The 13528-nt window shown below is 34.6% G+C and carries 11 protein-coding genes; 7 read left to right on the top strand and 4 right to left on the bottom strand.

The window, feature by feature from the left end; genetic code table 11:
• Nucleotides 1-54: 54 nt before the first annotated feature.
• Genes IWX80_RS09525 through hutH form a run of 3 tightly spaced genes read right to left on the bottom strand, consistent with a single transcriptional unit; the run spans nucleotide 55 to nucleotide 3641 of the window.
• Entirely contained in the window at nucleotides 55-1401 is a 1347-nt protein-coding gene (locus IWX80_RS09525; protein ID WP_113635616.1) for an inorganic phosphate transporter, read from the bottom strand.
• A 31-nt stretch (nucleotides 1402-1432) separates the two neighbouring features.
• The gene (locus tag IWX80_RS09520) at nucleotides 1433-2077 is read right to left on the bottom strand and encodes a DUF47 domain-containing protein (RefSeq protein ID WP_196853226.1); all 645 of its coding nucleotides are present in this window, start codon (nucleotides 2075-2077) and stop codon (nucleotides 1433-1435) included.
• Between the two features lie 49 nt (nucleotides 2078-2126).
• Nucleotides 2127-3641 (bottom strand): histidine ammonia-lyase, encoded by a 1515-nt coding sequence (hutH, locus tag IWX80_RS09515; protein WP_196853225.1) that lies wholly within the window; start codon nucleotides 3639-3641, stop codon nucleotides 2127-2129.
• Nucleotides 3642-4353: 712 nt separating this feature from the next.
• Here hutH and thrA point away from each other — a divergent pair.
• From thrA to IWX80_RS09490, 5 genes are all read left to right on the top strand, one after another.
• A complete protein-coding gene (gene thrA, locus IWX80_RS09510) occupies nucleotides 4354-6801 on the top strand; it encodes a bifunctional aspartate kinase/homoserine dehydrogenase I (RefSeq protein ID WP_196853224.1) in 2448 nt (815 codons plus the stop codon).
• Nucleotides 6802-6885: 84 nt separating this feature from the next.
• Entirely contained in the window at nucleotides 6886-7806 is a 921-nt protein-coding gene (locus IWX80_RS09505; RefSeq protein ID WP_196853223.1) for a homoserine kinase, read from the top strand.
• Between the two features lie 116 nt (nucleotides 7807-7922).
• Entirely contained in the window at nucleotides 7923-9212 is a 1290-nt protein-coding gene (gene thrC, locus IWX80_RS09500; protein WP_196853222.1) for a threonine synthase, read from the top strand.
• Between the two features lie 270 nt (nucleotides 9213-9482).
• Nucleotides 9483-10652 (top strand): hypothetical protein, encoded by a 1170-nt coding sequence (locus IWX80_RS09495; protein ID WP_196853221.1) that lies wholly within the window; start codon nucleotides 9483-9485, stop codon nucleotides 10650-10652.
• A 193-nt stretch (nucleotides 10653-10845) separates the two neighbouring features.
• Nucleotides 10846-11337: a hypothetical protein gene (locus IWX80_RS09490; protein ID WP_196853220.1), complete on the top strand. Its 492-nt coding sequence runs from the start codon at nucleotides 10846-10848 to the stop codon at nucleotides 11335-11337.
• Between the two features lie 63 nt (nucleotides 11338-11400).
• Here the strand turns inward: IWX80_RS09490 and IWX80_RS09485 are convergent, their stop codons facing one another.
• Nucleotides 11401-11940, bottom strand: a complete 540-nt coding sequence (locus IWX80_RS09485) for a YSC84-related protein (protein ID WP_196853219.1) — start codon at nucleotides 11938-11940, stop codon at nucleotides 11401-11403.
• A gap of 246 nt (nucleotides 11941-12186) precedes the next feature.
• On the opposite strand from IWX80_RS09485, the gene IWX80_RS09480 reads away from it, so the two are divergent.
• Together IWX80_RS09480 and IWX80_RS09475 are read left to right on the top strand one after the other, a co-directional pair.
• Entirely contained in the window at nucleotides 12187-12696 is a 510-nt protein-coding gene (locus IWX80_RS09480; protein ID WP_196853218.1) for a GNAT family N-acetyltransferase, read from the top strand.
• Nucleotides 12697-12842: 146 nt separating this feature from the next.
• Nucleotides 12843-13346 (top strand): SRPBCC family protein, encoded by a 504-nt coding sequence (locus tag IWX80_RS09475; protein WP_196853217.1) that lies wholly within the window; start codon nucleotides 12843-12845, stop codon nucleotides 13344-13346.
• Nucleotides 13347-13528: the final 182 nt, after the last annotated feature.

Genomic DNA, 13528 nt, shown 5'->3' with positions numbered 1-13528 from the left:
AGCATAAAAAAAACCATTCTAAGAATGGTTTTTTTTATGATTGTAATTTTAGCATTAAATAAAAATACTGAAAATATAATAAATTATTGCTGCTAATATTGCTGAGATTGGAATAGTTAAAACCCAAGCCCATAACAAGCTTACGGTCATTCCCCATCGTACGGCTGAAACTCTTTTAGTAAGTCCAACTCCAATGATAGATCCAGTAATTGTATGCGTTGTACTTACAGGAACTTTAAAATGCTCCGTAAAATATAAGGTTAATGCTCCTGCAGTTTCTGCGGCAACACCTTCGAAAGAAGTTACTTTTGTAATTTTAGAACCCATCGTTTTTACAATTTTCCAACCACCACTCAAAGTACCTGCAGCAATTGCAGAGTAACATGCTAGCGGAATCCAATCTGGCATTTTGAAAGCTCCATTTTCATCCGGAAGAACTACATCTAACCAATCTGGTAAACTTTCCTGTGCGATACCACTAGTTTGAATATAAACGGTAACAGCAGCAGCTATAATACCCATTACTTTTTGGGAGTCATTTCCACCATGCCCTAAACTAAAAGCAGCTGATGACAATAATTGCATTTTCTTTAACCAATATGTTGACTGATGTAGATTTAAACTACTAAAAATCAAACAAAAAGAACTTATTGACAATACAATAAATGCAACTAAAAACCACTTTATATTGTGTGATTCAAAAACAACACTCCAAAGATGGGAGTCGAAACGTGGTTTCTTTATTTCATCAAAGTATATCATTTGACTTTCCACAAACCAAATAGTTAACAGCATTAATCCAACTGTAAAGATTTTAGGATAGATACTTCTTTTAGAAGCATTAAGAAGCCAAATAGAGATTAAATACGACATTAAAGCACCAATTAAAGGAGCCAAAACAATAAAGGCAATAATGATTAAAACCCCAGAAGGGAATCCACCATTTTTTCCTGCGGTATACCAGTTTACAGTATCATACCAATATGCGGTATGAACTTCTGTTCCTTCGATTACTGCATATCCAAAAAAACCATGGACAGCAATAGCGTGTGCAATGGCTGCCCCAGCGAATCCTCCAATAAGAGTATGTGAGGAACTGGATGGAATACCTTGCCACCATGTGAACAAATTCCAAATAATTGCAGCTATAACTCCAGCAAGGATTACAACTAAATCAATTTCTAAAGTATTGGCAGTTTTTGCCACTGTATCCGCGACACCAAAACCAAAAACCCAATAGGCCAAAAAGTTAAAAAAAGCTGCCCAGACAACTGCTTGAAACGGACTTAATACTTTTGTGGCAACAACCGTTGCTATAGCATTGGCAGCGTCATGAAAACCATTGATGTAATCAAAGATCAAAGCCAGTACTATAATAACTATAAGTAGAGTAAATTCCATAAATTATAATTTCAGAATAAAACTGATTGAATTAAGAATGTTTTACAGAAATAGATTCTAGTACACCTGCTACGCTCTTACACTTATCAGTTGCAGTTTCTAAAACTGACAATACTTCTTTGTACTTGATAATGTTTTTTGCATCTGTTTCATTTTCGAATAAATCAAGAACTGCTTTATCATAAACATTGTCTGATTTATTTTCTAATTTGTTGATTCGAAGACAAGCATCAGTGATATTCTTCATTTTTTTCAAATCTCTCAATTCCCTTATTGCCACATCAATATTTTGACATGCTTCAAGGTTAATTTCGGTCAATTTTCTGATAGATTTTGTAATTTTATCCACTTGATACAAACGCATTCTACTCGCCGCACCATGAAGATTACCAGCTACATTGTCTATTGAAGTTATTAATGAATAAATATCTTCTCTATCAAACGGAGTAATAAAATTTCTACTCAACTCAAGATTAGTCTGACGGGTTATATCCTCCCCTTTTTGCTCTAAAACATCAATTTTCTGAAAAAGAACTTCACGCTCTTTCAAAGGAAGGTTTACAGCTTCGTGCAAATTTGTAGCAATTTCAATTAAATTACTTGATGCTTGTTCAAAAAGCGGAAAGAACTTTTTATCTTTAGGAACCAAAAATTGGAAAAAATTATTTATATTCATTTCATTAAAATTTAGTCCGGCAAAATTACTTCATTATTCACCGCTAATGTTAAGCTAACATTAACAAATCGTTTTCAATTTGAAAACTGTTCAAAAAAGAAACCGTCTTTTCAATATCATAATGCAATATTCGGTCTTCTTTAATCAAAGGAACTTCTTCGCGATACGCATTTAAAAACATTTCAATAAAATCACTGGACTGCAAAGGCCGTCTGTATTCAATCGCTTGCGAGGCATTCATTAATTCGATTGCCAAAATGCGTTCCAGATTATCCAAAACACGTAATGCTTTCGTAGCGGCATTGGCTCCCATACTGACATGATCTTCCTGACCGTTACTGGAAACTATACTGTCGACACTAGCTGGAGTTGCCAGTTGCTTATTTTGGCTGGCGATACTGGCAGCGGTATATTGTGGAATCATCAAACCGGAATTCAAACCGGGATTGTCTACTAAAAATGCCGGAAGATTTCTAGTTCCTGAAATCAATTGATACGTTCTTCGCTCCGAAATACTTCCCAATTCAGCCAGAGCTATAGCCATAAAATCTAAGGCTAAAGCCAAAGGTTGTCCGTGAAAATTCCCTCCGGAAATGATTTGGTCACTTTCAATAAAAATATTCGGATTATCCGTAACTGAATTAATTTCAGTCTTAAACACTTTTTTCACATAATCAATCGCATCTTTTGAAGCGCCATGAACTTGTGGCATGCATCGGAACGAATAGGGATCCTGAACATGATTTTTTGCCTGTTCGATAATTTCGCTTCCTTCTAAAAAACCTTTTATGCGATTGGCCGTTACAATTTGTCCTTTATGAGGTCGTATAAAATGGATTAACTCATTAAAAGGTTCTATTCTTCCGTCAAAACCTTCAAGAGAAATGGTTCCTATTAAATCCGCTAAATAAGAAAATTTACTAACTTTCATCAAAATATGCGCGCCATAAGCACTCATAAATTGCGTTCCGTTCAACAAAGCCAATCCTTCTTTTGATTGCAAAACAATGGGCTGCCAATTAAAATGTTTCAAAACTTCACTCGAATGTATTTTTTTTCCTTCAAAATATACTTCGCCTTCGCCTAATAACGGCAACGATAAATGCGCCAAAGGAGCCAAATCTCCAGAAGCTCCCAGTGAACCTTGTGTATAAATTACCGGCAAAATGTCATTATTATAAAACGCAATCAATCGTTCGACCGTTTGCAATTGAATTCCCGAATGTCCATAACTGAGCGATTGTATTTTAAGCAACAACATCAGTTTCACAATTTGAGTTGGCACTTCCTCACCTGTTCCGCAAGAATGCGATTTCACTAAGTTTTCTTGCAATTTTGACAAGTTCTCATTGGATATCTTAACATTACAAAGCGACCCAAAACCTGTATTTATACCATAAATAGGATCTGAATGCGATGCCATTTTTTTGTCTAAATAATCACGACATTTTTGAATATTTATTTTCGCCTCATCAGACAAAGCCAATAATTTGTGGTGAGAAACAATTTCAGCTAATGTTTCCAGGTTAAGCAGTTCAGTACTAATATAATGCGTATTATCCATTTTGATAGTGTTTAAAAGGTAAAATTGAATAAATCTTTATAATTACACAACAATTATTGATAATAATTTAAATTTAATAGTTAAACAAAACCAAAAATTAGATTTCATGCAAATATTCTTATACGCCTTCAAAAAATACTATTTTTTAATAGTCAATTTTCACGGTCTTTTTTAGAAACCAAAATGAGAGTACAAACTAATAAACTGATTTTGCCTGTTTTGAAAGTAATTAGAGGGGAATTTCATCCTTTTAATTCAATAAAAAAGATACTTGCGCGCTAAAGCAATTTGAAAAATTTGCTGATTTCTACGAATAGCTTCATCATAGACTTGATAAATCACACAATATTTCATAATCATCAAATAGCATCGGATATTTTCAAATATTCGCAAAAACACAATTAAAGGCGCTGTTTTTTATAAAAAACTGTACTTTTGAAACATCAAAATGGTAAACAATAAAGCTACATATCACTCTTCAATAACAACTCAAATCTGGGTTGGCACTGCTGTTACGTTTACTACAACAACTACAACTACCCCTTTGGGGTAAATTTTCAACATATAATCCTATTATTATATTTTTTTTCGGAAGAAAGAAAGTTCTTGGGTATATAATAAACATTGCATTTTCAAAAAAAAAAAAACACACACCATTAAATCGTCTGCAACAACTAAATAGCGATTTATCATTACATTAAAATAACTTGATATGAAAGTATTAAAATTTGGCGGAACTTCCGTTGCCAATGCACAAAATATAAAACTGGTTTTAGCAATCGTTAGCGATAAAGCAAAAGAAGAAAAATTAATCGTTGTGGTTTCCGCTTTCAGTAAAGTAACAGATTTGCTTCAACTTGCTTCGCAAAAAGCGGCTACCGGAGATGAAAGTTTCAAAGATATTCTTGCCGAAATCGAGAAAAAACATTTAGATGCTTTGAAAGAACTAATTCCTGTAAGCGAACAAAGCAGTCTTTTGAGCCACATCAAAAGAATCGTCAATCACCTAGAAACCTTATTGGATGGATGTTATCTTTTGGGTGAATTATCATCTAGAACTTCAGACACAATTTTGAGTTTTGGCGAATTACTGTCTTCGTATATCATCGCAGAAGCTTTAAAACAAAATCTAAAAAACAGCAATTATAAAGACAGTCGTGAATTGATCAAAACCAATAATCATTTTGGAAAAGCTATCGTGAATTTTGATGTTTCCAATGAATTAATTGTAGACTTTTTTGCTTCGAATGAAAATCAGGTGGTTGTTATGCCCGGATTTATTGCTGCTTCGTTAGACGGAATCAACACTACTTTAGGTCGCGGTGGATCTGATTATACTGCCGCTATTCTTGCAGGCGCTCTTGATGCAAATGATTTGGAAATTTGGACTGACGTCAACGGAATGTTTACTGCCAATCCAAAAATTGTAAAACAAGCACAACCTATCGCCTACATTTCCTATCAGGAAGCGATGGAGTTGTCGCATTTTGGTGCCAAAGTTTTATATCCGCCAACAATCCAGCCTGTATTGAGAAAGAATATTCCAATTCTGATCAAAAATACTTTTGAACCAACTGCTGAGGGAACGTATATTTCCAATCAGGTTTTTGCGCAAACCAATCCCGTAAAAGGAATTACACATATTGATGCAATCACATTGATTACGCTTGAAGGTTCCGGAATGATTGGTGTTTCCGGTTCTTCCAAAAGACTTTTTGAAGTATTATCCAATAAAAATATCAATGTAATTTTCATCACTCAAGCCTCATCTGAACATTCTATTTGTATCGGAATTCTAAATTCAGATGCTGATGTGGCGGAAGATTCCATTAATAAAGCGTTTGAAGTAGAAATTTTACAAAATAAAGTAGAACCTTGTATCGTTGAAAAAAACCTGTGCATCATTGCTTTGGTGGGCGAAAACATGAAAAACCATCAAGGTTTAAGCGGTCGAATGTTCAGTACTTTGGGTAAAAATAATGTCAATATACGAGCGATTGCACAAGGTGCTTCCGAAAGAAATATTTCGGCAGTAATCAACGAAAGAGATGTTAAGAAAGCATTGAATTCGTTGCACGAAAACTTCTTTGAAGAAAATACAAAACAGTTAAACCTGTTTGTAATGGGCGTTGGAAATGTAGGAGAAAAATTCATCGAGCAAATCCACCAACAAAAGAAATTCCTAAAAGAAAATCTAAAAATAAACTTGCGTGTTATAGCATTGTCTAATTCCCGAAAAATGTATTTTGATGAAGACGGAATCGCTCTCAAAGAATGGAAATTCTTATTGGAAACCGGAGAAGCTGCTGACAAAGAAAAGTTTATTTCTAATGTGAAAGAACTGAATTTACGCAACAGTATTTTTGTGGATATCACTGCAAATGAAAGCGTGTCTAAAACCTACGAACAATTTTTAAAAAGAAATATTGCGGTGGTAACCTGCAACAAAATTGCCTGTGCCTCCGAGTATGATAATTATAAAAAACTGAAAAAATTATCGCAACAATTTAATGCTCCTTTTCTTTTTGAAACGAATGTGGGAGCTGGATTACCAATCATTGATAGCGTAAAAAATCTAGTTGCTTCGGGCGATAAAGTCAATAAAATTCAAGCCGTTTTATCTGGAAGTCTGAACTTTATCTTTAATAATTTCGATGAAAACAACACTTTTCATAATGTCGTTAAAGAAGCTGGTGTACAAGGATTTACAGAGCCGGATCCAAAGATAGATTTGAGCGGAATTGACGTTGCTAGAAAGATATTAATCTTGATTCGTGAAAGTGGTTACAAAATGGAAATTGACGAAATCACAAATGAATCTTTCATGCCTGCTGAATGTTTAGATACGACTTCAAATGAAGCGTTTTTCGAATCCTTACAAACGCATGCAGCTCATTTTGAAACTATTTATAAAGAAGCATTAAGCAAAGAATCTCGTTTGAAATACGTAGCGCAGTTCGAAAATGGAAAAGCAAATGTTGGTTTAAGATTCATCCCGAAAGACCACCCGTTTTACAATTTAGAAGGAAAAGACAATATCGTATTATTCTTCACCGATCGTTATGTGGACCAACCTTTATTGATAAAAGGTGCCGGTGCCGGAGCTGCAGTTACTGCTTCCGGAATTTTTGCTGATGTAATTAGAATTGGAAACATATAAAAATAGTTTAAAGTTTTCTTTGTTTAAAGTTTCAAGTTCAAGAACTGGTAACAACTTTAAACTTTAAACCTGAAACAAAAAAATATGAATGAAATAAAAATATTTTGCCCTGCTACAATTGCCAATCTTTCCTGCGGATTTGATGTCCTTGGGCTTTGTTTAGAAACTGCCGGTGACGAAATGATTATTCGGAAATCAGATGTAAAAGGGATTCGCATCACTAAAATTGTGGGTGCCGACTTGCCTTTGGAAACTGAAAAAAATGTTGCCGGAGTTTCAGCTTTGGCGATGTTGGAAGCGATAGAAACCGAATTTGGATTCGAAATCGAAATATACAAAAACATCAAAGCCGGAAGCGGAATTGGAAGCAGTGCCGCAAGTTCAGCCGGAGCTGTTTTTGGAATCAATGAATTATTGGGACGTCCATTTACAAGAAAAGAATTGGTTTTATTTGCCATGCAAGGCGAAAAATTAGCCAGTGGAAATGCCCATGCCGATAACGTTGCTCCTGCCCTTTTGGGTGGCTTTACATTGGTGAGAAGTTCCAATCCTTTGGACATTATTAAAATAGAAAGTCCATCTGAATTATACGCCACAGTGGTTCATCCGCAAATTGAGTTGAAAACTTCCGACGCGCGTTCGGTGTTGAAACAGACCGTTTCGTTGAAAAGTGCCATCACGCAATGGGGAAATGTAGGCGGATTAATTGCCGGATTATACACCAAAGATTACGACTTAATCGGACGTTCGTTGCATGATGAAATCGTGGAACCGTTGCGCTCTGTTTTGATTCCCGGATTTGATTTAATCAAGAAAACAGCCTACGAAAACGGAGCTTTAGGCTCTGGGATTTCGGGTTCAGGTCCTTCAATTTTTGCTTTGAGCAAAGGAAAAGAAACCGCTGATAAAATCGCAAAAGCCATGAGCGCCGTGTACGACGAAATGAATTTACCGTATGAAATTCACGTTTCTAAGGTGAATGATGAGGGGATGAAAATTATTTAAGAATTATAATTAACGATTTTGACCCGAGCGTCAGCTAACTGGCTTTGCATTTCTAATATAACTTCTGTTGCGGAAATCTTAAATCAAAAATCGTTAATTTTCAATCAAAAATCATAATGAAATATTACAGTTTAAACCATAACGCACCAAAAGTTACTTTCAAAGAAGCCGTAATACAAGGATTAGCAACTGATAAAGGATTGTATTTTCCAGAAACCATTACACCGTTAGCTTCTGCTTTTTTTGAAATTATCGAAAATTTAAGCAACGAAGAAATTGCTTTTGAGGCGATTCAACAATTTGTGGGTGACGACATTCCCGCAGACACTCTTAAACAAATCATTGCTGAAACCTTATGTTTTGATTTCCCTGTCGTGGAAGTCGAAAAGGATATTTATTCCCTTGAATTGTTTCATGGTCCTACGATGGCTTTCAAAGACGTAGGCGCGCGATTCATGTCGCGTTGTTTGGGTTACTTTAATAAAGATAACGCTAACAGTAAAAACACAGTCTTGGTAGCTACTTCCGGCGATACTGGCGGAGCTGTGGCCAGTGGTTTTCTTGGTGTAAAAGGCGTTGAAGTGATTATTCTGTATCCATCCGGAAAAGTGAGCGATATTCAGGAACGACAATTGACTACTTTGGGTCAGAATATTAAAGCGCTTGAAGTAGACGGCGTTTTTGATGATTGTCAGGATATGGTGAAGAAAGCGTTCTTAGACGAAAGTCTAAAACATAAAAACTTGACTTCGGCAAATTCGATAAATATTGCGCGCTGGTTGCCACAAATGTTTTATTTTTTCTTTGCGTATAAAGCATTAAAAAAACAAAACAAACCGCTAGTTTTCTCTTGCCCAAGTGGTAATTTCGGGAATATTTGCGCGGGTATCATTGCCAAAAAAATGGGATTGCCTGTTGAACATTTTGTAGCTTCCACCAATGTGAATGATACGGTTCCGAGGTTTTTAGAAAATGGAGTTTACGACCCAAAACCTTCTATCGCCACAATTTCGAATGCGATGGATGTAGGGAATCCAAGTAATTTTATCCGAATTCAGGAAATGTATCATAATGATTTAGAGCAATTCAAAAAAGATTTTTCTTCGTTTACATTCTCTGATGCAGAAACGATTGAAGCGATGAAAACCATTTACAATACCGACGGTTATATTGCAGAACCTCACGGAGCTGTTGGTTACTTAGGATTGACAAAAGAATTAAAAAACCACCCAAATGCAATTGGTATTTTCTTAGAAACTGCCCACCCAATTAAGTTTTTGGATACGGTAGAACCAACATTAAACGTAAAACTGCCGATTCCTACACAAATAGAAAGTGTTTTAGGAAAGGAAAAAATAAGCGTAAAAATTAAAACATACGAGGAATTGAAAGCGTTTTTAGCGTAAAAATTAACTGCATTTTTTAATATACAAACCGACTGAAAAGTAATTTCTAGTCGGTTTTTTTTATGAGAATAATTTGATTCAATATCAAATCGAGCGCAGTCGAGATTCTATTTATTCTAAATTAGTTTTCTGTAAGTAAAATCATTAAGTTTGATGAAATCAAAACATGCTTAATTTATGATACAAAGCCAACTGAATTTGGGTGGATGTGCGCTATCTATACTGTAGCATATAAATAAGTTGTGCAAAATTTAAGAAATCCTAACAAAAATGATAACTAAACTAAAACAACAAAATATTTTTTCAAGAGAAATCCGAAGATTAAATGCGTTGTACAATGCAACATTATATACCTTTCCTGAAAAGGCTAAAATAGTCAACTCAAATATTCATAATAAAATTATTGAGCCAAACGAAAAGATATATTTAAATGATATTGCCGAAGAAAAATATTTATTAGCAGGAAATAGTTATGAACTTGTAAATAAGCTTAGATCTGGTTATTCAAAAAGTCTGAGAGAAGTTCTAATCATTAGAGCTATTTCTGCTTTAGAAGTTTTATTGATTGATTTAATTAGAGAAACTTTTATTCACAAAAAATATCTGTTTCATACCGGTCAAAAACTAGAATTCAATCAAAGTGAACTTTTATCCTCAAAATCAATTTCAAATATTTGGTCAAAAATCATCAATAAAGAATGTCGAAAACTTCAAAATCAGGGTTTCCAAGAAATAGTAAAATATTATAAAAATTCTTTTTCATTTAATTTTAGTCAATCACCAGTTCCATTAAATCAAATTAAATATATACATGATATTAGGCATTTATTAGTTCATAGATTAGGCAAAACTGATAGCCATTTTAGACATGAATACAATTATAAAAAAATGGTTGTCGAGCTTTCACAAATTGAGTATTATGAATCAATGGAAAAAATATTACGGTTTGGTAATTTTATATCTGATAAGATTTCAGAATTAATAGAAAGCCCGGGAAATCCAAATTTATCTGATGTTAGTGACACCAAATGTTTTTTGGTTGTTCAAGTCTTAAACGATAAACTCGACAAGATTTTTTCTTCAGATTTTTCTTTTCTTTCAGAAGAAAACGTTTACCAACTTAGCGATATAATAGAATCTTATGATCGAAATAATGACGATTTAAAACTTAATCTTTTCGGCGATAAAAAAGTAATCAATGCTTATATAAAATTAGTAAAGTCTTCTGAAAAAAATGGAAATATTTCAATCTTGAATTTGAAAAAACATGTTTTTCCAATAATAACGGTTGAAGAAATAAATTCAGTGAAAAAATTATTACCAACAGAAGCTTTCCCCATAAATATTCATTTAGAAATTGCTGAAAAGCTTAATATAAAAAAAAGAAAAGTTTATCAAATAATTAAACGAATAAAAGATTTAGAAAAAGACCTCTGCTAGCGCGAGCATCTCGCTCATGACCATTAATAAGAGGAAATAAATTATTATGATTCAAATTGTAGTAGGCACGAGCGGGACGCCCGCGTTAGCAATTTAAATTATCGAACAATATTAAGAAACAAAATTAACTACTGACTTAAAACGATGTAGCTTTTTTTATACCTTGGCTCTATAAAAACCAAACTGAAAAACGATGAACACAACAGAGCAAGTGTCACAAGAGCACCAACAAACCAAGTTCCGAATCAAAAATATTTTTCTTCCTGATTATGACAACTACGAAGGCGTTCGCAGAATCAATATTTATGTGATGCGGTTGTTCTTCGCGTTAATGTTTGTTTTTGTTGCCACAGATTCTTGGACCGTTATTTTAACTCACGAAGGTGCGTGGGATCCAACAAGAGCAGTTGCTTGGTGCTGTTGGGCGGCTTACTCCACACTGGCACTTTTGGGCGTATTCCATACGTTGCGCATGTTACCCATTATGCTTTTTATGATTTTCTACAAAGGACTTTGGCTTGCCGTTGTGGCGTATCCGTTATGGTCCGCCGGTACTCTTGAAGGTTCGCCAGCCGAAGGAATGGCGTATATGTTCTCCGGAATTATAATACCGATACTCTTTGTGCCGTGGAAATATGTATTCAAAAAATACATTTTATTCGACACAAAAAAGAAATCAATATAGCATTTCAAAATACCTTCTGAAAAACAAAACGGCTGAGAAATTTTCTCAGCCGTTTTAGTCCTATCACAATTTATTAAACTTGAATTGCTGTCCACCAATTGACGCCTCATACATGAGTCCGCCTTTTTGCATGGTGAAAACCATCACGCCATTGGTATATTTTACATTTGCGGAGGCGCCTTCGGTAACTGCTACCGCTGAAGCTTGTGCGGAAAACTCAAATCGGCTTTCTTTAAACCGGTCCATTTCGTTTTTAGATTCAAAAAATATCACTTCCCGATACGCTTGTCCTCCAGCCTGAAATCCTATGCTTACTTGCGACAACTTGGCCATGCCAATTCTCTTGTTTTGTTCATAAACCACTCCGTTGCCCGCTGCTCCGCCTATACCAAGTCCGCCTTTGCCCACATTAGGAAATATAGCATAACCGTACGCTTTATCAAAAAGTGCCTTCATCAACGGATCACTTTTTATAAATTCGGATTTTGCGGTTTCGCTATCGGCAATAATTTTATTCTTTTTGGCGGTTGTTTGCCCAAATATTGGTGCTGTGTTTAATGCACAAATCATTATTATCACCAAAATACTATTTAGATTTTTCATAATTGTAACTATTAAATTGTTGAATTTATTTCTTTATCTAAAGGTAAAAAAAAATCTTTACTTAAAACACAAAATATTGATTATCAATTATTTAATTCCTATTTTTCGAAATTAAAAGTTTGGATAATAATAAAGAAACAAGCTGATCACAAAACTAGTTATACCAAAAAAGGAACGAAATGGACCTCTAATTGTTAGTTCGTTTTTTCTACCTTTGAAAAACACAAAAACACTAGACTACTTCACATGATTACAAAAGCAACACTTGAGAACGTTTCGCAATTAAATACATTAATCAATTCAGCCTATCGCGGGGAATCCTCTAAAAAAGGATGGACTACTGAGGCTAATATTTTAGATGGACTTAGAACGACTGAGGAAGAATTATCAGAAACAATTCTGAATCCAAAAAATACGGTTCTGAAATTTACGGACAACGACCAAATTATAGGTTGTGTTTTATTGGTTGAAAAAGAGATGGAATTGTATTTAGGTATGCTGACCGTTTCCCCGGAATTGCAAAACAGTGGCGTTGGAAAAAAATTATTGCAGCAGGCAGAAATTCACGCAAAATCATTAGGATTACCAAAAATTGTTATGACGGTGATTTCCGTTCGGGATGAACTGATTGCTTGGTACAAACGCAACGGTTATCAGGATACTGGCACAAAAGAACCGTTTCCGGCAAGCGATGTTCATATTCCAATTACGGAAGAGCCTTTGGAATTTATTGTTTTAGAAAAAAAGATTGAATAATTTTATTAGTTGATTTTCAAATAATTATACACCTATTTAAATAAAATAAACTAACTTTAATAGTTCGTTTTTCTTTTATACATCAAAGGAATAGCAACTGAATCAATATTTTATAATTAAAAGTATCAATTTTAAATCTCAATAAAATGGCAACTACTCCAAAAACTCTTGTTGTAAAAGATTTAGAAGAAAAATCAATTCTGGTTTCAAGAACATTTTCTGCGCCGCTTGAAAAAGTTTGGCGTGCGTTTACCGAAAGTGAATTGTTAGAACAATGGTGGGCACCAAAACCTTGGAAAGCCGAAACCAAAACGATGGACTTTTCTGTTGGAGGTTATTGGTTGTACGCCATGGTGGGTCCTGAAAATGAAAAACATTGGGGACGCATGGATTATACAGCCATTACACCTCATTTAAGTTTTGAAATTAAAGATAGTTTTTGTGATGAAGAAGGAACTGTAAATACTTCATTACCGGTTTCCAAAGGAACAATTGTTTTTACCACAACTGATGCGGGGACTTTGGTCGAATTCAAGATGTTTTATTCCAATGAAAAAGAGATTGAAACCATGATTGAAATGGGCTTTGAGCAAGGCATTACCGCTTGTTTGGAACAATTGGAAATGTTATTTGAAGAGAAGAAGATCTAGTGATAAGAAAATTTAGTTTAATCTTCTGGCGGCTCGCGTAAGGGATTGCGGCGGCATCCCACGCTTTTTAGCTTGGATACAGCCAAAAGCCCGACCCCAAAGCTGCAGATATATAAATGGAAAAGGGAATTTTCTGCTTTGGGGTTACGCCTAAATAAAGGTTGTTACTTTTGAAATTACTA

The organism is Flavobacterium sp. CAN_S2, from assembly GCF_015752255.1.
Classification (GTDB): domain Bacteria; phylum Bacteroidota; class Bacteroidia; order Flavobacteriales; family Flavobacteriaceae; genus Flavobacterium.
The sequence above is the reverse complement of the archived record's forward strand: the minus strand, read 5'-3'. Positions and strand labels throughout refer to the sequence as shown.

Coding starts and splice junctions, on each gene's coding strand:
- IWX80_RS09525 (WP_113635616.1), bottom strand. CDS start 1,401: ATGGAATTTACTCTACTTATAGTTATTATAGTACTGGCTTTGATCTTT.
- IWX80_RS09520 (WP_196853226.1), bottom strand. CDS start 2,077: ATGAATATAAATAATTTTTTCCAATTTTTGGTTCCTAAAGATAAAAAG.
- hutH (WP_196853225.1), bottom strand. CDS start 3,641: ATGGATAATACGCATTATATTAGTACTGAACTGCTTAACCTGGAAACA.
- thrA (WP_196853224.1), top strand. CDS start 4,354: ATGAAAGTATTAAAATTTGGCGGAACTTCCGTTGCCAATGCACAAAAT.
- IWX80_RS09505 (WP_196853223.1), top strand. CDS start 6,886: ATGAATGAAATAAAAATATTTTGCCCTGCTACAATTGCCAATCTTTCC.
- thrC (WP_196853222.1), top strand. CDS start 7,923: ATGAAATATTACAGTTTAAACCATAACGCACCAAAAGTTACTTTCAAA.
- IWX80_RS09495 (WP_196853221.1), top strand. CDS start 9,483: ATGATAACTAAACTAAAACAACAAAATATTTTTTCAAGAGAAATCCGA.
- IWX80_RS09490 (WP_196853220.1), top strand. CDS start 10,846: ATGAACACAACAGAGCAAGTGTCACAAGAGCACCAACAAACCAAGTTC.
- IWX80_RS09485 (WP_196853219.1), bottom strand. CDS start 11,940: ATGAAAAATCTAAATAGTATTTTGGTGATAATAATGATTTGTGCATTA.
- IWX80_RS09480 (WP_196853218.1), top strand. CDS start 12,187: ATGATTACAAAAGCAACACTTGAGAACGTTTCGCAATTAAATACATTA.
- IWX80_RS09475 (WP_196853217.1), top strand. CDS start 12,843: ATGGCAACTACTCCAAAAACTCTTGTTGTAAAAGATTTAGAAGAAAAA.